15 protein-coding genes, 1 other RNA gene and 3 pseudogenes are annotated in these 20,644 nt (G+C 75.0%); 11 read left to right on the top strand and 8 right to left on the bottom strand.

Translation table 11 applies throughout. The features are described 5' to 3' along the window. Window positions 1-205 precede the first annotated feature (205 nt). The 6 genes from L6E17_RS27460 to L6E17_RS31680 form a co-directional block, all read right to left on the bottom strand. Window positions 206-1,063, bottom strand: a complete 858-nt coding sequence (locus L6E17_RS27460) for a carbohydrate ABC transporter permease (protein WP_236243360.1) — start codon at window positions 1,061-1,063, stop codon at window positions 206-208. Continuing rightward, on the bottom strand, window positions 1,060-2,343 hold the full coding sequence (locus L6E17_RS27455) for a carbohydrate ABC transporter permease (RefSeq protein WP_374109162.1): 1,284 nt from the start codon (window positions 2,341-2,343) through the stop codon (window positions 1,060-1,062). The genes L6E17_RS27460 and L6E17_RS27455 overlap by 4 nt, the downstream gene beginning before the upstream one ends. Window positions 2,344-2,407: 64 nt before the next feature. After that, window positions 2,408-3,766, bottom strand: coding sequence for an ABC transporter substrate-binding protein (locus L6E17_RS27450; protein ID WP_236243358.1), 1,359 nt, complete (start codon window positions 3,764-3,766; stop codon window positions 2,408-2,410). Between the two features lie 136 nt (window positions 3,767-3,902). Next, complete coding sequence (locus tag L6E17_RS31690) at window positions 3,903-4,886, bottom strand: FtsK/SpoIIIE domain-containing protein (protein ID WP_374109167.1); 984 nt, start codon at window positions 4,884-4,886, stop codon at window positions 3,903-3,905. A 10-nt stretch (window positions 4,887-4,896) separates the two neighbouring features. After that, window positions 4,897-6,126: a hypothetical protein gene (locus L6E17_RS31685; RefSeq protein ID WP_374109161.1), complete on the bottom strand. Its 1,230-nt coding sequence runs from the start codon at window positions 6,124-6,126 to the stop codon at window positions 4,897-4,899. Beyond that, complete coding sequence (locus tag L6E17_RS31680; protein WP_374109160.1) at window positions 6,107-7,492, bottom strand: FHA domain-containing protein; 1,386 nt, start codon at window positions 7,490-7,492, stop codon at window positions 6,107-6,109. Before L6E17_RS31680 ends, L6E17_RS31685 begins: the two co-directional genes overlap by 20 nt. Window positions 7,493-7,936: 444 nt before the next feature. Here L6E17_RS31680 and L6E17_RS27440 point away from each other — a divergent pair. From L6E17_RS27440 to L6E17_RS27420, 5 genes and pseudogenes are all read left to right on the top strand, one after another. Beyond that, a pseudogene (locus L6E17_RS27440) lies at window positions 7,937-9,732 on the top strand (serine/threonine-protein kinase). Between the two features lie 111 nt (window positions 9,733-9,843). Beyond that, window positions 9,844-11,074: pseudogene (locus L6E17_RS27435) on the top strand (serine/threonine-protein kinase). 58 nt (window positions 11,075-11,132) lie between these two features. Further along, a complete protein-coding gene (gene prfB / locus L6E17_RS27430; protein ID WP_236243357.1) occupies window positions 11,133-12,239 on the top strand; it encodes a peptide chain release factor 2 in 1,107 nt (368 codons plus the stop codon). Window positions 12,240-12,803: 564 nt separating this feature from the next. Further along, window positions 12,804-13,391 carry a hypothetical protein gene (locus L6E17_RS27425; protein WP_236243356.1) on the top strand — a complete coding sequence of 196 codons (588 nt, stop codon included), beginning with the start codon at window positions 12,804-12,806 and terminating at the stop codon, window positions 13,389-13,391. Beyond that, a complete protein-coding gene (locus L6E17_RS27420; RefSeq protein ID WP_236243355.1) occupies window positions 13,388-13,621 on the top strand; it encodes an LPXTG cell wall anchor domain-containing protein in 234 nt (77 codons plus the stop codon). Before L6E17_RS27425 ends, L6E17_RS27420 begins: the two co-directional genes overlap by 4 nt. Window positions 13,622-13,733: 112 nt before the next feature. Here the strand turns inward: L6E17_RS27420 and L6E17_RS27415 are convergent, their stop codons facing one another. Next, entirely contained in the window at window positions 13,734-13,928 is a 195-nt protein-coding gene (locus L6E17_RS27415) for a hypothetical protein (RefSeq protein ID WP_071264847.1), read from the bottom strand. Between the two features lie 262 nt (window positions 13,929-14,190). On the opposite strand from L6E17_RS27415, the gene ftsE reads away from it, so the two are divergent. The 5 genes and pseudogenes from ftsE to ssrA all read left to right on the top strand — a co-directional run bounded on the left by ftsE (window position 14,191) and on the right by ssrA (window position 18,100). Then, the gene (gene ftsE / locus L6E17_RS27410; protein ID WP_071264856.1) at window positions 14,191-14,880 is read left to right on the top strand and encodes a cell division ATP-binding protein FtsE; all 690 of its coding nucleotides are present in this window, start codon (window positions 14,191-14,193) and stop codon (window positions 14,878-14,880) included. Between the two features lie 36 nt (window positions 14,881-14,916). Beyond that, window positions 14,917-15,837 (top strand): permease-like cell division protein FtsX, encoded by a 921-nt coding sequence (ftsX, locus tag L6E17_RS27405; RefSeq protein WP_236243354.1) that lies wholly within the window; start codon window positions 14,917-14,919, stop codon window positions 15,835-15,837. Between the two features lie 84 nt (window positions 15,838-15,921). Further along, window positions 15,922-17,134, top strand: a pseudogene (locus L6E17_RS27400) (S41 family peptidase). A gap of 18 nt (window positions 17,135-17,152) precedes the next feature. Beyond that, a complete protein-coding gene (gene smpB / locus L6E17_RS27395) occupies window positions 17,153-17,632 on the top strand; it encodes an SsrA-binding protein SmpB (RefSeq protein WP_236243353.1) in 480 nt (159 codons plus the stop codon). Between the two features lie 98 nt (window positions 17,633-17,730). Next, window positions 17,731-18,100, top strand: a transfer-messenger RNA (tmRNA) gene (gene ssrA / locus L6E17_RS27390). A 104-nt stretch (window positions 18,101-18,204) separates the two neighbouring features. On the opposite strand, the gene L6E17_RS27385 is transcribed toward ssrA, so the two are convergent. Beyond that, on the bottom strand, window positions 18,205-19,503 hold the full coding sequence (locus L6E17_RS27385; RefSeq protein ID WP_236243352.1) for an MFS transporter: 1,299 nt from the start codon (window positions 19,501-19,503) through the stop codon (window positions 18,205-18,207). An 83-nt stretch (window positions 19,504-19,586) separates the two neighbouring features. Here L6E17_RS27385 and L6E17_RS27380 point away from each other — a divergent pair, with 83 nt between their 5' ends. Next, window positions 19,587-20,555 carry a LysR family transcriptional regulator gene (locus L6E17_RS27380; RefSeq protein WP_236243351.1) on the top strand — a complete coding sequence of 323 codons (969 nt, stop codon included), beginning with the start codon at window positions 19,587-19,589 and terminating at the stop codon, window positions 20,553-20,555. Window positions 20,556-20,644: the final 89 nt, after the last annotated feature.

The raw sequence follows: 20,644 nt of genomic DNA, 5'->3' as shown, positions 1-20,644 counted from the left end.
CTTGGGCGCGGTGCGTCCGTCCTGGACCTTGCCGCCGCTGATGACGTCGTACGGCCGCCCGAGGGCGGGGACCGGCTGCACGGGCTGCGCGGCCCCGGCGGGGCACTGCTCCTTGCCGTCTGAGGGGCAGGCCCGCCGCCGCACCGGTCCGGGCGGGCGGCCCCGCTGCCGTACCGGTCCGAGCGGGGCGGCACCGCCGCCGGGGCTACTTCACCGCGCCCGCCATCACGCCTGACACGAACTGCCGCTGGAACGCGAAGAAGACCGCCAGCGGGATCACCATCGACACGAACGCGCCCGGTGCCAGCACGTCGATGTTGTTGCCGAACTGGCGGACCTGCTGCTGGAGCGCCACCGTGATCGGCGGCGACGACGAGTCCGCGAAGATCAGGGCGATCAGCATGTCGTTCCACACCCACAGGAACTGGAAGATGCCCAGCGACGCGATCGCCGGGCCGCCGAGCGGCAGGACCACCCGGGTGAACAGCCGCACCTCGCCCGCCCCGTCCAGCCGCCCTGCCTCCAGCAGCTCGCGCGGGATCTCCGCGAAGAAGTTCCGCAGCAGGAAGATCGCGAACGGCAGGCCGAACGCGGTGTGGAACAGCACCACGCCGAGGGTCGTCTCGAAGACGCCCACCGCACCGAACAGCTTCGACACCGGGACGAGCGCCACCTGCACCGGCACCACCAACAGGCCCACCACCGCCAGGAACCACCAGTCCCGGCCGGGGAAGTCCATCCACGCGAAGGCGTAGCCGGCGAGCGACCCGACCACCACGACCAGGACCGTGGACGGGACCGTGATCTGCACGGTGGACAGCAGCGAGCCGGTGATCGCGCCGTCGGCCAGGAGCGCCCGGTAGTTGTCGGCGGTCAGCTGCGCCGGTGCCGTGAACACGGTCCACCAGCCGCTCGCGCTGATGTCCGACGGCGAGCGCAGCGACGACAGGAGCAGGCCCACCGTCGGCATCAGCCAGAACAGCGCCACGACGACGAGGACGACCCGTACCGCGCCCCCGCCGAGGCGGGAGGCGATCCGGGAGGCCGCGGAAGGGGGGCTCATCGCCGGGACTCCCTTCTGATCCTGCGGATGTTGAACAGCATCACGGGCAGCACCAGCAACAGCAGCAGCACCGCGATGGCGCTGCCGACGCCCAGGTGGGCGTCCGTGCCGAACGACGACCGGTACAGCTGGAGCGCCAGCACGTTCGCGTCGTCCTGCACGGAGCCGGGCGCGATGACGAAGACCAGGTCGAAGATCTTCAGCACGTTGATCATCAGGGTGACCAGCACCACCGCGAGCACCGGCGCCAGCAGCGGCACGGTCACCCGGCGGAACACCTGCCACTCGCCCGCCCCGTCCACCCGGGCCGCCTCCAGCAGTTCGCGCGGCACCGCGGCGAGGCCCGCGGCGATGAGGACCATCGCGAAGCCCGCCCACATCCACACGTAGCTGCCGATGATCGCCGGCGTCACCAGCGCGGGACCCAGCCAGTCCACACCGTTGTACGGAGCGCGGAAGTTCGACTCCGGCAGCCGCAGGTACGCGCCGTCCGCGGCCGCGGGCAGGGAGAAGGCGCCGTCCGCCGCGACCGTGGTGGCGGCGACGACCCGGCCGTCCTTGACGGCCTCCACCGTGAGGCCCTTCAGGCCCCTCTCCCGGGCGTCCACCGCGTTGGGGGTGCCCCCGCCGCCGCGGGTGAAGTCCAGCCACGCCGTGCCCGTCACCCGGTCCTGCGCCGCGACCGGGGTCCTCGCGGGGCGCGCGTCCTCGGGCATGTCGCCCGGGGCCACGCCCACCAGCGGCAGGAGGGCGGGCGTGCCGATCCGTACCGGCTCCTTCGTGAGGTACGCCCCGCCGCCCGCCGGCTCCAGCGGATGCACCGGCAGGGGGCGGGCCCGCGGGTATGCCGACGCCTCGGCGAACGTGTCGTGCACGCCCACCACCACGGCGTTGGCGACGCCCCGGTCGGGGTCCTGCTCGTACACCAGGCGGAAGATGATGCCCGCCGCCAGCATCGAGATCGCCATCGGCATGAACACCACCAGCTTGAACGCCGTGCCCCAGCGGACGCGCTCGGTCAGCACCGCGAAGACCAGCCCGAGGGCCGTGGCCACCGTCGGGGCCACGACCACCCAGACCGCGTTGTTCCGCACGGCCGTCAGGATCGTGTCGTCCGTGAAGAGCTCGACGTAGTTGTCCAGGCCGGCGAAGCCGGTGCCCGGCCGGTCAAGGAACGACCGGTGCACCGAGTAGCCGATCGGGTACGCCACGAGGGCGCCCAGCAGGACCAGCGCGGGCAGCAGGAACGCCGCCGCCATCAGGCCGCGGGTGCCGGTCACCCGCCGGCGGCCCCGGAACCCTCCCCGGCCCCGGGGTCGCGGGGGAGCGGTCGCCGCCACGGCGTCAGCTCCCGTCCCGGTAGGCCGCGGCCGCGTCCGCCTCCAGCCGCCGCTGGGTCCCCGCCACGTCCCGCGGGTTCTTCAGGAAGTCCTGGAGCGCCTTCCACTCGCCCTTGCCGGGCGTCCCGCCGAACGACTGGGGCATCTGGTCGGACATGTCGAAGCGGAAGGAGTCGCCCGACGCGATCAGCGCCTCCGCGATGCCGCGCTGCACGTCGTTCGGGTACGCGGCCGTGTCCAGCGCCTTGTTGGGGGAGAGGAAGCCGCCTTCCGCCGCCCACAGCGCCGCCGCGTCCGGCGAGGCCAGGAACGTCATCAGGGCCTGCGTCGCCGGCTTGTCCGTCAGGGCGACCGCGACGTCCCCGCCCGTCACCACGGGCGGGTCGCCGTCCACGGCGGGGAACGGGAACACCTTCGCGTCCGTGCCGATCTCCGCGTCCGTCTGCGCGATGTTGACGGAGACGAAGTCCCCTTCGAAGACCATCGCGGCCTTCGGCCGGTCGCCGCCCGTGAAGGTCTGGGTGACGGACGCCGGGAACTCCGTCTGCAGCGCCCCGTCGGGGCCGCCCGCGATGAGGTCCGGCCGGCCGAAGAGCTCGCCGAGGGTGGTCAGCGCCCTCGCGACCGACGGATCGGTCCACGGGATCTCGTGCCGGGCGAGCCGGTCGTACTTCTCCGGCCCGGCCTGGGAGAGGTACACGTTCTCGAACCAGTCCGTCAGCGTCCAGCCGTCCGCGCCGCCGACGGACACCGGGGCGACACCGGACGCGGAGATCGTCTCGGCCGTCGACAGGAACTCCTTCCACGTCTTCGGCTCGCTCACCCCGGCGTTGTCGAAGACGGCCGCGTTGTACCAGACGAGGGACTTGTTCGCGGCCTTGAAGTACACCCCGTACAGCTTCGAGTCGACCGTGCCGAGCTGCTGCCAGCCCCGCGAGTAGTTGGCCTCGACCTGCTCGCGCGCCTCCCGGCCCGCCGGCTTCGCCCAACCCCGCTCGACCGCCTCGCGGAGCGCGCCCACCTGCTGGAGCATCGCCACGTCGGGCGGGGCGCCGCCGGCGATCTTCGTGCCGATGTAGTTGAGCATGGCGTCCTGCGTCGGTACGTAGCCGACCTTCGCGCCCGTGCGCCGCTCGAACTCCTTGAGGACCTTGGTGAAGCCCTCCTGCTCGGGGCCGGTCCACACGGCCACCACCTGGAGCTCCTGCCCGTCCAGCCGGGGTAAGGACACCGTCTCCGCGGAGCCGGTGGAGCCGGCCGGGCCGCCCTTGCCGTCGCCGTTCCCGCCGCAGCCCGCCAGGGCCAGGGCCCCGACCGCGGCCAGGGCCGCGACGGCCCGGCGGGTGTGCAGAGTTGTCCGCATCGCTGCCCCGTTTCTCCGGTTGCTGTGCGTCGTCCTCGTGCGTGTCCCTTTCGTTCTGGTCTACGCCGCACACCGGGGTGCCGCAATACCGCCTTCCGCACCAACAAGCCCATCGTGATGGGCTTGTGACGTGCCGTCATGCGCGGAGGGCCGGGCGGGCGGTCGCCGGGCCCGCCGCCCCGCCCCCACCCTTCCCGCCCTGTGCCCGCCCTCCTGGGCACGGGCCCGCCGCGCAGGGCCCGGGGCCTTCGGGTCTGCCGCCCTCGGGCCCGGGGCCCCTGCACCCCGCGGGTGGCTCAGCGCGGTGCGGGGTCCGGGACCAGCGGGGGCAGCGGGCCGGCGTCCACGGAGCGGGCCGCCCGGTCCAGCGCACTGGCCAGCAGTGCCAGGTCCGTGGGGCCGTTGCCGAGTTCGCGTACCGGGCGGCGGGCGGCGGGTCGCCCATGCGCTCCCACTCCAGGGGCACGACCGTCGGGCGGAGCGTCGACGTGCGCGGGATGCGCCCCGTCACCCGGCCCGCCTGGAACGGCGTCACCCGCCCGTCCGCGTGCACGGCCCGGCCGCGCCCCGGCGCCGGATCGTCCGGGCCCGGCACGGCCGGCGGGGCGTCGAGCAGCACCCGCAGCCGCGCCTGCCGGGCCGCCTCCGTGGCCGCCGTGCGGTCGGGGCGCGCGCTCGCCGCGACCAGGTGGACGCCCAGCCGCCCGCCGTCCCGCGCCACCGCCTCCAGCGCCCGTACGACCGACCCCGCGGCCGGGCGGCCCGGGCTGCCGAGCGCGGGGGCCACCAAAGCGTCCAGGTCGTCGACGAGGACGACCAGGAGCGGCGGCCGCGCCCCCTCGGCGGCCTCCGGGTGCCGCGCCCCCGCCAGTTCGCCGCGCCGCTTCAGCTCCGCGCCGAGCGCCTGGGCGAACGCCCTCATCCGGACCGGGTCGGACGCCACCAGGTACTCGCTCACATGCGGCAGGTCCGTGCACGGGCCGAGGCCCTCCCCGCGCTCGCCCGCGCCGTCCACCAGCAGCAGGCCCAGCCGGTCCGGCCGCGCCGCCGCCGCCAGCGAGGCCGCGACCGAGCGCAGCAGCTCCGTGCGGCCGCAGCCCGCCGGGCCCTCCACCAGCATGTGCGGGCCGTCACCGCCCGCCAGGTCCACCCGGAGCGGGCCGTGCGGGCCCCGGCCCAGCACCGCCGTGCCGTCCGGGGCCGCCGCCCAGCGGGCCATCAGCGACGCGGGCGTGGCCCGGGCCAGCTCCAGCTCGTCCAGCAGCCGGGACACCCGCGGCAGCGCCGCCGCCGTCCGGCCGCGCCCCCGGGGTGCTGCGCGCGCAGCGGCGCGAGGGCGCGGGCGAAGCGCTCCGCCCACGCACCGGACACCGCGTCCACCGCGGCCACCGTGCCGTGCCCGGCGGGCCGCCGCCGACCGCCCGCATCACCCGCAGCGCCGTCGCCACGTCACCGCTCAGCAGCCCGACCGCCCCGCACTCCCGGAACGCCGGGGACGCGGCGCAAGCCGCCTCGTAGGTGGCCGCCAGCGGGGACAGCGCCGACGCGGGCGTCGTCTCCGCGAGGCACACCAGGTGGATGCCCGCGGCGGCGCCCGCCCCCGCCAGCCGCGCCACCGTCTCGCGCAGCTCCCCGGTGCCGGGGTCCCCGTCGACGACGACCACCGTGTACGGCCCCGGCGCCTGCGGCCCGCCGTACCGCGCCGCGGCCTCCTCGACGGCCGCGCGCGGGGCGCTCGCCCAGTGCGGGCCCAGCGGCCCGTCGTCCAGGCGCCGGGTCAGCTCGTCGGCGCGGGCGGCCGCCTGGCCGGGGTCGTACGCGAGGAGCAGCCGGCAGTCCTGGCCGTGCGCGGGGCGTACGTGCGGCAGCCAGCCGAGCCAGCCCCAGTCCCGGACGCGCTGCTCCAGGGGGCGCGCCGGGTCGGCGCTGACCAGGACCACCTCCAGGTCCGCGGGTGCGTGCAGGGCGGTCAGCTGCGCGAGGACCGACCGGGCGAGCCCGAGCAGCCGCGGGCGCGGCCCCGCGAGGCCCAGCGAACCGGCCTCCCGCAGCCCGACGGTCACCGGGACGGCGGCCAGCTCGGCCCGCTCGGTGGTGCCGAGCCGCACGGTCAGTGCCTCGGGGTGCCCGGCGGCCCGCTCCCAGAGACGCGGCCCGGGCCCGAGGGCGGTGAGCAGCACGGCGGCGGGGTCCGGCCATGCCTCCGTGCCCCCGGTGAGCGGGGCGGTCCCCGCGGGGGCGCCCGGACCGGCGCCGGTGGCGCTCTGCCGCGCGGCGTCGCCGCGGGCGCCGGTGAGCCGCCGCGCCCACGCCCCTATGCCGCCGCGGCGGCGCGGCGCCTCACCGGTGCCGTCGGGCACCTGCGTGCCGCGCGGCGGTGTGGCGTGGACGGTGGGGGCGGTGCCCGCCGGGTGCGGGAGAGGGGCGGGCGAGGTGAGGCGGTCCTGCGGCCCGTGGTCTGCGGGGTGCCCGGGGTGCCCGGCGCGCCCGGGGTGCTCGGGGTGCCCGGGGTGCCCGGGGGCCTCGTAAGGTCCGCGTGCGTGCGGGAGCCGGGGTGGTCGCGTGCCGTCTGGTACCAGGGGCCCGCCTCCGCCCCCGCGCCGGGGGCGCCCGTGGCGGCCGCCGCCCCAGGGGCGGGCCCCGCGCCCGTACCCGCGCCGGGGACCGGTCCCGCAGCCGGCACCGCCCCCGTACGCGTGCCGGGCACCCCTGCCTCCGCAGTCGCGCCGGCCCCCGTACGCGTGCCGGGCGCCGCGCCCGCGCCCCGGCCCGCAGGGGGAAGGCCGCGCCGGAGAGCGCCTGGCGGGGGACGCCGGCGCGGCCGGCGCCGGAGGCTCCGCCCGCGGGCTCCGGCACGGCAGCGCCGACCGGCTCTGCCGTGCCCGTACCGGCAGGCCCCGGCGTGCCGGGTCGGGTCGGGTCGCCCGCGGGGGCCGCGGTCCCGGCCGGCTGCGCGGAGCCCGTGCCGCCCGTGCCGGACGACTCCCCGTACGGGCGGCGGGCCGCCGGCACCAGTGGCTGCGGGCCGCCGCCCGGTGCCGTACCCGAGCCCCCGCCCCCGGGGGTCCGCCCGCCCTCGTGCGCGACGCGCAGGTGGCCCTCCCCGTCAGGGACGGCGGCCAGGGTGTGCCCGGCGGTGCCGGAGGTGAGGCGCAGGGCCGTCTCGCCGACGCGCAGCAGCGCGCCGGGAGCGAGGCGCACGGGGCGGTCGCCGACGGCGCGGCCGTCCAGGGACGTGCCGTTCGTGGAGCCGAGGTCCGCCACGCGCACCCGTCCGTCCTCCGCGACCGTCACCACGCAGTGCAGCCGCGAGACGTCGGGGTCGTCCAGCGGCACGTCCGCGTCGGACGACCGGCCGACCCGGATCTCGCCCGGGTGCAGCAGGTGGACGCCGCCCGCGTCCGGGCCCGCCACCACGTGCAGCCGCGCGGCGGCGCCCTCGGGGGCGGCGGGCTCCTCCGCCGGGGACTGGAGGGCCAGCACCGCGCCGTCCACGAGGGGCGGCTCGCCCAGCGTGCCGCGCTGCGGGTCCAGCCGCTCGCCGCCCGCGTAGAGCACCACGGGACCGGAGGCGGCGGCGCCGTCGGGGCCCGCGGCCGCCGCGGCCAGCCCGGACGCGACGGCGGCCAGCGCGGTGCCCGCGGGAGCGGTCACGAGGACGTCGCAGGCGCGCCGCGCGGTCTGCCCGCCGGTCGGCGCCGCGAGGACGGTCAGCCGGATCTGCATTGCCGTCAGCGGTCCCTTCTGCGCGGCGCGGCCGCGGCGGGGGAACAGGTGGGGGCGACGGGGCACTGCGGGGGACAGGCCCGCGGATAGCTCCCCCCACCCGCGCGCGGACGCGTCGTCCGGTACAGGTCGCTTGCATCCTCCCACCTGCCAGGGCCCGTTCGCCCGCGGCACGGCACCAAATGATCTTGAATGATCGGGTTCGGTCGCGGAAAAAAGCTGCTCGCGCCCCCGGCCGGCCCCTGAAGTCGATCATCCGTTCATCCGTACGGCGGTGCCGTCCGGGCAACCGGACGCGCCCCCCCGCACGTCTGTCCCGGCACGAGCGCGAGAGCCGTCCGGTCACGGTCGGTGACCCGTTCGAACAGAGCGGAACGGCACTACAGTGGGTCGAACGCAGAACCCGGACCGGTCTCGGACCACGATTCGCAGGGAGCACATGACGTGCGGCCAGTCGGCAGCAAGTACCTGCTCGAGCAGCCGCTCGGACGCGGCGCCACGGGCACCGTCTGGCGTGCCCGCCAGAGGGAGACCGCCGGTGCCGAGGCCGCCGTGGCCGGCCAGCCGGGCGAGACCGTCGCGATCAAGGTCCTGAAGGAGGAGCTCGCCAACGACGCGGACGTCGTGATGCGCTTCCTGCGCGAGCGCTCCGTCCTCCTGCGCCTCACCCACCCGAACATCGTGCGCACCCGCGACCTCGTCGTCGAGGGCGACGTCCTCGCCCTCGTCATGGACCTCGTCGACGGCCCCGACCTGCACCGGTACATCCGCGAGAACGGGCCGCTCACCCCCGTCGGCGCCGCCCTCCTCATGGCGCAGGTCGCCGACGCGCTCGCCGCCAGCCACGCCGACGGCGTCGTCCACCGCGACCTGAAGCCCGCGAACGTGCTGCTCGCCGAGCGGGACGGGCAGATGCACCCGATGCTCACCGACTTCGGCATCGCCCGCCTGGCCGACTCCCCGGGCCTCACCCGCACCCACGAGTTCGTCGGCACCCCCGCCTACGTGGCGCCCGAGTCCGCCGAGGGCCGCCCGCAGACCTCCGCGGTCGACGTCTACGGCGCCGGGATCATGCTGTACGAGCTGCTCACCGGCCGCCCCCCGTTCGCCGGCGGCACCGCGCTCGAAGTGCTCCACCAGCATCTGAGCGCCGAGCCGCGCCGCCCCTCCACGGTCCCCGGCCCGCTGTGGACCGTCGTCGAGCGCTGCCTCAGCAAGGACCCCGGCCTGCGCCCCAGCGCCGAGAACCTGGCCCGCGGCCTGCGCGTGGTCGCCGACGGCATCGGTGTGCACGCCTCGGCCGCCCAGATCGAGGCCGCCGAAGGCGTCGGCGCCCTGCTGGCCCCCGATCCGGCGCCCGCGCGCGTCCCCGGCTCCGCCACGCCCGGCCTGGCGGGCGCCGCGGGCATGGCCGGGGCGCCCGGCGCGGCCGACCCCACGCAGGTGCTCCCGCACGCCGCCCCCGGCACCCCGGGCGCCCCCAGTACGACCCGGCCGCCGCCACCAGCTTCCTGCCCGCCGCCGGCCAGGGCGCCACCCCGCCGGGCGCCGCCGACGCCACCGCGGTGATGCCGCCCGTGCCGCCCGGCCAGGACGGCCCGCCGCAGCCGCCGCAGGAGGAGCCGCACCCGTGGCAGACCCAGCTGCGCGCCGCCCGCGACCGCAACGAGCAGACCCAGATCCAGTACCTCGACCCCGCCGAGGACCCGCTGCGCCGCCGCCCCCAGCGCCGCCCGCAGCCGCAGCCGCCGCAGCCCGAGCCGTACCGGCCGCAGCACCAGCAGTACGGCCGGCAGCAGGCGTACGGCCAGGAGGGCTACGGCCGCCCGCAGCCCCCGTACGCCCCGCCGCCCCAGCCGTACGCCGCCCAGCCCCCGCAGCCCCAGCCCTACGCCCCGCCGCCCCAGCCGCCGCAGCGGCAGCCGCAGGCCCGCCCGGCCCGGCAGCCCGCCCAGCCGCAGGCCCCGCAGCCGCCCGCCCCGCGGGAGCCCCGCGAGCCCCGGCGGCGCAGCGCCAACCCCATGCGCATCCCGGGACTCGGCTGCCTCAAGGGCTGCCTGTTCACGATCCTCGTCTTCGTCCTCGCGGGCTGGCTCATCTGGGAGCTGACCCCCCTCCAGGACTGGATCGCCCAGGGCAAGAGCTACTGGGACGCCATCGGCGACGCCGTCTCCACGGTCACCGACTGGATCAGCGAGCTCGGCAGCGCCGCCGACACCGGCGGCACCACCGCGCCCTGACGCGGGGCGCGCCCCGGACCCACGCGGAGGGGTGATTTCCCTTCCGGCGTGAATGCGGGGCGCCCCGCCCGCGTACCGTGGTCGGGAACGCCAGCCGCTGAGGGAGCAGTCTTGGCACGGAAAATCGGCAGCCGGTACACGGCTCACCAGATCCTGGGGCGGGGCAGCGCCGGTACGGTGTGGCTCGGCGAGGGCCCGGACGGCCCCGTCGCCATCAAACTGCTGCGCGAGGACCTGTCCGCGGACCAGGAACTCGTCGGACGCTTCGTGCAGGAGCGCACCGCCCTGCTCGGACTCGACCACCCCCGCGTGGTCGCCGTCCGCGACCTCGTCGTCGACGGTGACGACCTGGCCCTCGTCATGGACCTGGTGCGCGGCACCGACCTGCGCAGCAGACTCGACCGCGAGCGCCGCCTGGCCCCGGCCGCGGCCGTCGCCATCGTGCGGGACGTCGCCGAGGGCCTCGCCGCCGCGCACGCGGCCGGCGTCGTCCACCGGGACGTGAAGCCGGAGAACATCCTCCTCGACATGCAGGGCCCCCTCGGCCCCGGCGGCGCCCACCCCGCCCTGCTCACCGACTTCGGCACGGCCAAGCTGATCGACACCCCGGCCCGCACCCGGTCGGCCAACCGCATCATCGGCACGCCCGACTACCTGGCCCCCGAGATCGTCGAGGGCCTGCCCCCGCGGGCGGCCGTCGACATCTACGCCCTCGCCACCGTCCTGTACGAGCTCCTCGCGGGCTTCACCCCGTTCGGCGGCGGCCACCCCGGGGCGGTGCTGCGCCGGCACGTCACGGAGACCGTCGTCCCGCTGCCCGGCATCCCCGACGAGCTCTGGCAGCTGATCGTGCAGTGCCTCGCCAAGGCCCCGGCGTCCCGGCTGCGCGCCTCCGAGCTGGCCGCCCGCCTCCAGGAGCTGGCGCCGCTGGTCGCGGACATGCCGCCGCTGGACGTCGACGAGCCGGGCGCGGAGCCCGCCCCGGAGCCGTACGCGGACGAGGACCCCCGCCCCGCGCCGCCCGAGCGGCCCCGCAGGGCGGCGGTGCCGCTGGTGCCGGGCTCGTCCACGGACTCCAACCGGGACACCCACACCTCGATGCGGGTGCCCGGTCCCGACGAGCTGAGCGGGGGCCCGCTGGGCACCGCCCGCGCCCCCGGGCGGCGGGGCAGCGGCGCCCCGGCTCGGCCCGCAACCAGCAGGCCGCGGTCCGCAGGCGGCGCCTGGTGGTCTCGGTGGCGGGCGCGGCGCTGGCGGCGGCGGGCCTGGCGGCTGGCTGGCCGCGGGCCAGGACGAGGCGCCCCCGGCCCCCGTGCAGGGGCCGACGGCCCCCGACCGCTGACGGGCGGCCCCGACGGTCCGCGGCCGGGGCTGCCGCGGGCAGCCGTTACGCTGGACCCGTGGCAGTCGTCGACGTATCCGAAGAGCTGAAGTCCCTCACCGCGACCATGGGGTCGATCGAGGCCGTCCTGGACCTCGACAAGCTGAGGGCAGACATCGCCGTGCTCGAGGAGCAGGCGGCCGCGCCGTCCCTGTGGGACGACCCCGAAGCGGCACAGAAGATCACCAGCAAGCTGTCCCACCTGCAGGCCGAGGTCCGCAAGGTGGAGACGCTGCGCGGCCGGATCGACGACCTCTGTGTGCTCTTCGAGCTCGCCGAGGCCGAGGACGACCCGGACGCCCGCGCCGAGGCCGAGGCGGAGCTCGCCGACGTGCGCAAGGCGCTCGACGAGATGGAGGTCCGCACCCTCCTGTCCGGCGAGTACGACGAGCGCGAGGCCCTCGTGACCATCCGCGCCGAGGCCGGCGGCGTCGACGCCTCGGACTTCGCGGAGCGCCTCCAGCGCATGTACCTGCGCTGGGCAGAGCGGCACGACTACAAGACGGAGATCTACGAGACGTCGTACGCGGAAGAGGCCGGCATCAAGTCGACCACGTTCGTCGTGCACGCCCCGTACGCCTACGGCACGCTCTCCGTCGAGCAGGGCACGCACCGCCTGGTCCGCATCTCGCCGTTCGACAACCAGGGCCGCCGCCAGACGTCGTTCGCGGGCGTCGAGGTGCTGCCCGTCGTGGAGCAGACCGACCACATCGAGATCCCGGAGAACGACCTCCGGATCGACGTGTACCGCTCCTCGGGCCCCGGCGGCCAGTCCGTCAACACCACCGACTCGGCGGTCCGCATCACGCACATCCCGACCGGCGTGGTCGTCTCCTGCCAGAACGAGAAGTCGCAGATCCAGAACAAGGCGTCCGCGCTCCGCGTCCTCCAGGCCCGTCTGCTGGAGCGCCAGCGGCAGGAGGAGCGCGCCAAGATGGACGCCCTGAAGGGCGACGGCGGCAGCTCCTGGGGCAACCAGATGCGCTCCTACGTCCTGCACCCGTACCAGATGGTCAAGGACCTCCGCACCGAGCACGAGGTCGGCAACCCGCAGGCCGTCCTGGACGGCGACATCGACGCCTTCCTGGAGGCGGGCATCCGCTGGCGCAAGCAGCAGGAGAAGTAACCCGCTCCTCCCGACGGCGCCGCCCCCGACCGGGGGGCGGCGCCGTCGCCGTTCCCCGAGGCCCGGCCTGTGCGAGCCCGCTTCGCGGGCGCAAGCAGCGAACGCCCCGTCTTCTCGCTTTGTCGACAAGGGAACTGACGTACCGCCCGCTCCGTTCCCGCTTCTGTCACAGTTGCATCCCCGCAGGCCAGACACCGCCGATCATTTCGGGCATCGCGTACGCAACGAGCTTGACCTGCTTGACGAAACTGGGAAAGCTGGCGCGCGGCATGCGCATGTCCGGGGCGCGTGTGACCGGGGGCGGACGAAGCGGCAACACCCCGGCCCCTGCTGCCCCGCGCGCTGCACCACAGACACGAACAGCTACTGGGGGTAGCAAGCTTATGACCAACAAGACGCGCGTCCGGATCGCGCGCATCGCGGCCGGCGCGGTCATCGCAGCCGGTGCGTCCCTGACCGCGGCGGGTGCGGCGCAGGCCACCGGCCTCATCGAGGTCGACGTCCAGGCGACGGCCGAGGCGGATCCGCCGTGCAGCCCGGTCGACCCGAACTGCACCACGGACGGTGGCGCCGGCGCTGACGGCGGTGCTGGTGCCGATGGTGGCGCGGGTGCCGATGGTGGTGCTGGTGCTGACGGTGGTGCTGGTGCTGACGGCGGTGCTGGTGCCGATGGTGGCGCTGGTGCCGATGGTGGTGCTGGTGCTGACGGTGGTGCTGGTGCCGATGGTGGTGCTGGTGCCGATGGTGGCGCGGGTGCTGACGGTGGTGCTGGTGCTGACGGTGGTGCTGGTGCCGATGGTGGCGCGGGTGCCGATGGTGGCGCGGGTGCTGACGGTGGTGCTGGTGCCGATGGTGGTGCTGGTGCCGATGGTGGCGCTGGTGCTGACGGTGGTGCTGGTGCCGATGGTGGCGCGGGTGCCGATGGTGGCGCGGGTGCTGACGGCGGTGCCGGCGCTGACGGTGGCGCGGGTGCCAATGGCGGTAACGGTGCCAACGGCGGGAACGGTGCCAACGGCAGCTCCGCTTCCGGCGGTGACGGCGGCGCCACGAACGGTTCCTCCAACGGCACCGGCACCAGCGGTTCCGAGTCGAACGGGGCCACCGCGACCGGCGGCACCGGCACGAACGGCGGGTCCGCCAGCGGCGACGTGAGCACCTGCACCGTCGACCTCGACGGCGCCGAGTGCGTCAACAACAACCCCGGCCCCAACAGCGTCGGCACCACGCCGGTCGTCCAGGGCGAGGCCAAGGAGGAGCTGGCCGAGACCGGCGCCGCCGAGACCTCGTTCCTGCTCATCGGCGCCGCGACGATGATCGCGGGCGGCATCGGCTTCCGCATGCTGCCGCGGTTCGTCGCCGGCGGTGGCGGCGCCACCGCCTGAGAGTGACGTAAGGCGTCCGGGCCGGGCCCGGCCCGGACGCCCCGCGACGTGCGAAGGGCCCGGACGCCGTATTCCGACGGCTGTCCGGGCCCTTCGCGCTGTCACCAAGCGGTTACGCGGGCTGGGCCGCCACCAGGGCCGCGGTGGCCGCCGCCACCAGCAGCAGCAGGAGGGAGACCAGCACCATCGGGTGCACCGCGCCCCACGGACTCTGCTGGAGGCGTGCGCGGTGGGCCCGGCAGACGGGGCAGCGGCCCTGGTTCACCGGAGCAGCGCAGTTGGCACACACCAGTCGGTCGAGGGTCATGCGCTCTCCTCCTCCCGTGCGGCGGAGTCGCCCACGTGGTTCTCCCCGCGTTCACTCCGCACAACGCTCAGGGCAAGGCATCGGTTCCCCGTCCACTGTGCCAGGTTCCACGAGTTTAGGCGCGCCCCGGCCGGAAGCCGCCGGTCAGCGACCCGAGCACAAGGGGACAAAAAGGGCAAGCGTGGACGCTGACTGCGCGGGGCATCGCCGTTCGCGTATGGTCACGCACACCTACTCCTCCAGGCCGACCGTGGGTGCATCCGTGATCCGATTCGACAGCGTCTCCAAGTCCTACCCGAAGACGAACCAGCCCGCCCTCAGGGACGTGTCCCTGGAGATCGAGAAGGGCGAGTTCGTCTTCCTCGTCGGCTCCTCCGGCTCCGGCAAGTCGACGTTCCTGCGGCTCATCCTCCGCGAGGAGCGCGCCAGCCACGGGACGGTCCACGTGCTCGGCAAGGACCTGGCCCGCCTGTCGAACTGGAAGGTGCCGCACATGCGCCGCCAGCTCGGCACCGTCTTCCAGGACTTCCGGCTCCTGCCGAACAAGACCGTCGCGCAGAACGTGGCCTTCGCCCAGGAGGTCATCGGGAAGTCCCGCGGCGAGATCCGCAAGTCGGTCCCGCAGGTGCTGGACCTCGTGGGCCTCGCGGGCAAGGAGGACCGCATGCCGGGCGAGCTCTCCGGCGGTGAGCAGCAGCGCGTGGCGATCGCCAGGGCCTTCGTCAACCGCCCCATGCTGCTGATCGCCGACGAGCCGACCGGCAACCTGGACCCGCAGACCTCGGTCGGCATCATGAAGCTGCTCGACCGCATCAACCGCACCGGGACGACGGTCGTCATGGCGACCCACGACCAGAACATCGTCGACCAGATGCGCAAGCGCGTCATCGAGCTGGAGAAGGGCCGCCTCGTCCGCGACCAGGCGCGCGGCGTCTACGGCTACCAGCACTGAGCACACACACGGGCAAGGAAAGGCTGAACGCAGGCGATGCGCGCCCAGTTCGTACTGTCGGAGATCGGTGTCGGCCTCCGTCGCAATCTCACGATGACCTTCGCCGTCATCATCTCCGTGGCCCTGTCACTGGCTCTCTTCGGCGCCGCGGTCCTCATGGGCCAGCAGGTCAACGCCATGAAGAACTTCTGGTACGACAAGGTCAACGTCACGATCTACCTCTGCAACAAGAACGACGCGGGCACCGCCGAGAGCTGTTCGAAGGGCGCCGTCACGGCGCAGCAGAGGGAGCAGATCCAGACGGACCTGGAGAAGCTCACCAACCTCGTCGAGACCGTCCACCACGAGACGGCCGAGGAGGCGTACAAGCACTACCGCGAGCAGTACGGCGACAGCCCCATCGCGTCCCTCGTCACCCCGGACCAGATGCAGGAGTCGTTCCGGGTCAAGCTGAAGGACCCGGAGAAGTACGAGGTCATCGCGACGGCCTTCGCCGGGCGTGACGGCGTGCACTCGGTGCAGGACCAGCGCGACACCCTGGAGCAGCTCTTCACGATGATGCGGGGCATGAACGTCACCGCCCTCGTCGTGATGGGGCTCATGCTGGTCATCGCCCTGATGCTGATCGTCAACACCGTGCGGGTGTCGGCGTTCAGCCGCAGGCGCGAGACCGGGATCATGCGGCTGGTCGGCGCGTCCAGCTTCTACATCCAGATGCCGTTCATCATGGAGGCCGCCTTCGCCGGCCTGCTGGGCGGGCTCGTGGCGTGCGGCATGCTCGTGGTGGGCCGCTACTTCCTCATCGACGCGGGCCTGTCGCTGGCCCAGCAGATGCCGCTGGTGAAGTTCATCGGCTGGAACGAGACCCTGTCGGTGCTGCCGCTCGTCGTCGTCATCGGACTGCTGATGCCGTCCCTTGCAGCGGCGGTCGCGCTCCGCAAGTACCTCAAGGTGTGACGAGCGCCGCTCCCGCACCTCGCGCGCCGTACGGCCAACCCCCGTACGGCGCCTTCCGCTTGTCCTAGAGTGGGCGGCATGTCGCTGTCGGGTCCGTCAGGTCCGCTCAGGCCCCGCCGCATCCGGCGAGGGGCCGCGCTGACCGTGCTCTTCGCGACCGTCCTCGCGGCGGCCGCCGCCACCGACGTCCTGCCGCAGCAGGACCCCGCCGACGATCCGCGCGGCCCCGGCACGGCGGTCCGCACCCCGCCGCCTCGGCCGCACCCGGCGACCGGGCCGTACGGGACGAGGTCGTGCGGGCCGCGGCCGAGGCGCTCGCCGACGGCCGGTCCGGGGCGCAGGCCGCCGAGGAGGTCGTCAGCCGCAGCGGGGACCGCTGGGGCGCGGTGTACGAGGCGGGGAGTACGCGGAGTTCGAGCGCGCCCTCGGCGGGGCGTACACGGGCGTCGGCCTGCGGGCCAGGCGCACCGCGGAGGGCCGGGTCGAGGTGATCCGTGTCCAGCGCGGCGGCCCCGCCGACCGGGCCGGGATCCGCCCGGGCGACCGGCTGCGCACCATCGACGGCCGCACCGTGGACGGCCAGACCGCGGCCCGGGTCGCGGCCCTGCTCCGCGGCGACGGCACGGGCGGCGGCAGCACCCCGGCGGCGGCGGGCACCCCCGTCGTGCTGGGCCTCCAGCGGGGCGAGCGCACCTGGACCCGCACCCTGCGCAGAGCCGAGCTGGCCGCCGAGGCGGTGGCCGTGCACCGGCTGGACGGCGACGCGGTGCTGGTCAGGGTGACGGCGTTCACCCGCGGCAGCGGCGAGCGGGTGCGGCGCGCGGTGGCCGCGGCCCCGGCCGGGGCGGGCGTCGTCCTCGATCTGCGCGGCAACGGCGGCGGGCTGGTCTCGGAGGCGGTGGCGGCGGCCTCGGCGTTCCTGGACGGCGGTCTGGTCGCCACGTACGACGTGCACGGCGAGGAGCGGGCGCTGTACGCCGACCCCGGGGGCGACACCACCAGACCCCTGGTGGTGGTCGTCGACGGCGGCACCATGAGCGCGGCGGAGCTGCTCACCGGCGCGCTGAAGGACCGGGGCCGGGCCGTCACGGTCGGCTCGCGCACCTTCGGCAAGGGCGCGGTGCAGATGCCCAGCCGCCTCGCCGACGGGTCGGTCGCGGAGCTCACCGTCGGCCACTACCGCACCCCGGCGGGCCTGCGGGTCGACGGGCGGGGCATCACCCCCGACGTGCCGGCGGCGACCCGCGTGCAGGAGCGGGCCCGCACGGTATTGAGTGGCCTCGGACGGGGCGCGTAGTGCGAAAATGACGGCACTATGGCAAAGGAAAAAGGGCGCAAGCTGATCGCGCAGAACAAGAAGGCGCGGCACGACTACCACATCCTCGACACCTACGAGTGCGGTCTCGTCCTGACCGGCACGGAGGTGAAGTCGCTGCGCCAGGGGCGGGCCTCGCTCGTGGACGGCTTCGTGCAGATCGACGGCCACGAGGCGTGGCTGCACAACGTGCACGTGCCGGAGTACAGCCAGGGCACCTGGACGAACCACTCGGCGCGGCGCAAGCGCAAGCTGCTGCTGCACCGCGTGGAGATCGACAAGCTGGAGTCGAAGGCGTCGGAGACCGGCCACACCATCATCCCGCTGTCGCTCTACTTCAAGGACGGCCGCGCCAAGGTCGAGATCGCCCTGGCGAAGGGCAAGAAGGAGTACGACAAGCGGCAGACCCTGCGGGAGAAGCAGGACCGCCGCGAGGCGGACCGCGCCGTGTCGGCGGCCCGCAGGCGCGCCCGGGCCTGACCCGGGCAGGTGCGGGAATAGGCTGGCAAGGGTCCGCGTTGATCCCGTACGATGGCACTTGCCCCTCACAGCAGGGGCACTGCTTGACAAGTCAACATGGGGATGATCGGTTTCGACAGCGGCTGTCGAAGCAGGGGAAGCGTGTCGAGGAAGCGGCCATGATCTCGTAAACCACAGGCCGAAACCAATAATCGCCAACACCAAGCGCGATTCCTTCGCCCTCGCTGCCTAAGTAGCGACTCGCGAAGTGTCAGCCCGGGGCTGTTCCCGACCCGGATCCTGGCATCAGCTAGGGAACTCCACCTCTAGACCCGGTCACGGGGTGTAGAGGAACAACCCACAGTGACTGAGCCCGTCGGAGACTTGTCCGCGTGATCTCCGGGGCCGAGAAAAGCGCAGCGGACTGCACACGGAGAAGCCCTGGTTCCGCACCGTTGGACGCGGGTTCGATTCCCGCCATCTCCACTGCGTGGAGGCCCCGGGGGCGCAGCCCCCGGAACCCCGCACCCCATGTGAACCGAAGGCCCGGCAGCCGGAAACGGCAGCCGGGCCTTCGGCGTACCCGCGGCCCCTCACACCGTCCGCCGGCGGCGGAGCGCGGCCGCCGCGGTGACCGCCGCGAGGGCCGCGGCGGCCGCGGGCAGCGCGTACGCGGGTCCCGCGCCCGCGTGCTCCACGAGCCAGCCGCCCGCCGCCGCACCGGACGAGATCCCGCCCAGGAGGGCCGTCACCGCGAGTGTCATCCCCTCGTTCAGGCGGCCCTCCGGGGTCAGCCGCTGCACCAGGGTCATGCCCGTCACCATCGTGGGCGCCGTCGCCATCCCCGCCAGCAGCAGGGCGCCCGCCAGGGCGAGCAGCGAGCCGGTGCCGGACGCCGCCAGCGGCAGCGCCATCAGCGCGGTCATCGCGGCGAGGCACAGCAGCAGGCGCCGCCGCACGTCCGGGGCCTGCCGCAGCGCCCCGTACCAGAGGCCCGCCAGGAAGGACCCCACGGCCTGCAGCGCCATCACCGGCCCGGCGAGCGGGCCGTCCACGAACGCCAGGGTGACGATCTCCATCGAGCCGAAGACGGCGCCCGTGGCGAGGAACACCGCCAGCAGCGGCGGCATGCCCGGGATCCGCAGGGGATGGCCCCCGGGGGCGGCGGTGCGCGGTGCCACCGGAGGCTCCGTGGCGCGCTGCGCCGTGAACAGCAGCATGCCGGCCAGCAGCAGCACCGCGCCGATCAGCGTCCCGGCCTCCGGGAACAGCGCGGCGCACAGGAACGCGGCGAGCACCGGCCCCACCATGAAGCACAGCTCGTCGAGGGCCTGCTCGAAGGCGTTCGCGGTGTGCACCGCCGCCGGGTCGTCCCGGTACAGGTGCGCCCAGCGGGCCCGTGACATGCCGCCGATGTTCGGGGTCGTCGCGGTCGCCGCGTACGAGGCGAACAGGGTCCAGGCGGGCGCCGCGAAGTGCACGCACAGGAGCAGCGACACCGAGCCGAGGAACGCCAGCGCCGTCGCCGGGCGCGCGACCCGCCGCTGGCCGTACCGGTCGACCAGGCGGGCCGTGAACGGCGCCACGACGGCCGTCGCCGCCAGGCCGGTCGCGGTCACGGCGCCCGCCAGGGCGTACGAGCCCCGGGAACCCGCGATCATGATGACCGCGCTGACCGTGAACATGCCCATGGGCACGCGGGCGATCAGGTTGCCGAGGGTGAAGGCCCGGGTGCCGGGGCGGGCGAACAGGCGCAGGTACGGGTTGCGGGAGCGGCGGGAGGGCTTGCGCGGGGCCCGCGGGGCGTCCGAGAAGCGGGGTGCGAGGGCGAGGGCGCCGGGGGTCAGGGCAGGGGTGGTCGCCGGGACGTTCCCGGTGGCGGTCTGGGGCATGATCCAAGGTTCGCGGGCCCGGTCCACCACCGTCCAACACCTGTTCGAGCGCGATTGACGCACTTCCGTTGTAGGTTTCCGGTGTGCCCCGCGAACCCGACCCCCGCCTCCTGCGCGCCTTCACCGCCGTCGCCGCCGAGCTGCACTTCACCCGCGCCGCCGCGCGCCTCTTCGTCGCCCAGCAGGCGCTCAGCCGGGACATCCGGCGCCTGGAGGGGGAGCTGGGCACCGAGCTGTTCGTCAGGACCACCCGGCAGGTGTCGCTGACCCCGGACGGCGAGCGGCTGCTGCCGTACGCGCAGGCCGTTCTCACCGCCTACGACGAGCTGGACGCGGCCTTCGCCGCCGACGGGCCCCGCCCGCTGCTGGTGGACCTCAACACCGCGGGCCTGACCAGCAGCCGGGTGCTGGCCCTGGCCCGGGAGCTGGCGCCCCACTGCGAGCTGATGGCCCGCTTCGAGAGCGGGCTGACCTGGGCGGCGGCGGAGATCCTCGCGGGGCGGCTCGACGCCTCGTTCGGGCGGGTCGCCGGGCTGGACCCCGCAGTCCGCGACCGGCTGTCCTGGCAGCCCGTACGGTACGAGCCGATGGCCGTGGCGCTGCCCGAGGGCCATCTGCTCGCGGGGCGGCCCGAAGTGGAGCTCGCCGACCTCGCCGGGCAGGCCGTGTACGCCGGCGCGGGCAACCCGCGCACCCGCGAGTGGACGGAACTCGCCGCCCGGCTCTTCGCCGGCCACGGCGTCCGCGTCGCCGCACCGGCACCCCTGGCCGTCGGCAAGGAGGAGTTCCGCCGCCTCATGGCCAAGAACCCCGTTCCCGTCCTCGCCGTCGTCGACTTCCCGCCGCTTCCCGACACGGTCCTGCGCCCCCTCGTGCGCCCCGTGCCCCTGTCGCCCGTGGCGCTGGTGTGGCGCAAGGGGCTCCGGCACCCCGGGCTGGACGCCCTGCGGGGCGCCGCGGCAGAGCTGGCCGCCCGCGAGGGGTGGCTGGCCGTCCCGGAGGACGCCTGGCTGCCGGAGGCCGACGCCCTCGCCATGGGCCACCGCACCTGACGGCCACCGCATCCGACGGCCGCCGTCACCTGACAGCCGGGGCCGCGCGCCTGCCGGCCGCCGGGCCTGAGAGCGCCCCCGCATCGCCG

Source organism: Streptomyces sp. CC228A, from assembly GCF_021390935.1.
Taxonomy (GTDB): Bacteria; Actinomycetota; Actinomycetes; order Streptomycetales; family Streptomycetaceae; genus Streptomyces.
The sequence above is the reverse complement of the archived record's forward strand: the minus strand, read 5'-3'. Positions and strand labels throughout refer to the sequence as shown.

What these genes read in the sequence shown, in the direction of transcription:
- L6E17_RS27460 (WP_236243360.1), bottom strand. Translation starts at nt 1,063, where the DNA reads ATGAGCCCCCCTTCCGCGGCCTCCCGGATCGCCTCCCGCCTCGGCGGG.
- L6E17_RS27450 (WP_236243358.1), bottom strand. Translation starts at nt 3,766, where the DNA reads ATGCGGACAACTCTGCACACCCGCCGGGCCGTCGCGGCCCTGGCCGCG.
- L6E17_RS31690 (WP_374109167.1), bottom strand. Translation starts at nt 4,886, where the DNA reads ATGCTGGTGGAGGGCCCGGCGGGCTGCGGCCGCACGGAGCTGCTGCGC.
- L6E17_RS31680 (WP_374109160.1), bottom strand. Translation starts at nt 7,492, where the DNA reads ATGCAGATCCGGCTGACCGTCCTCGCGGCGCCGACCGGCGGGCAGACC.
- L6E17_RS27415 (WP_071264847.1), bottom strand. Translation starts at nt 13,928, where the DNA reads ATGACCCTCGACCGACTGGTGTGTGCCAACTGCGCTGCTCCGGTGAAC.
- ftsX (WP_236243354.1), top strand. Translation starts at nt 14,917, where the DNA reads ATGCGCGCCCAGTTCGTACTGTCGGAGATCGGTGTCGGCCTCCGTCGC.
- smpB (WP_236243353.1), top strand. Translation starts at nt 17,153, where the DNA reads ATGGCAAAGGAAAAAGGGCGCAAGCTGATCGCGCAGAACAAGAAGGCG.
- L6E17_RS27385 (WP_236243352.1), bottom strand. Translation starts at nt 19,503, where the DNA reads ATGCCCCAGACCGCCACCGGGAACGTCCCGGCGACCACCCCTGCCCTG.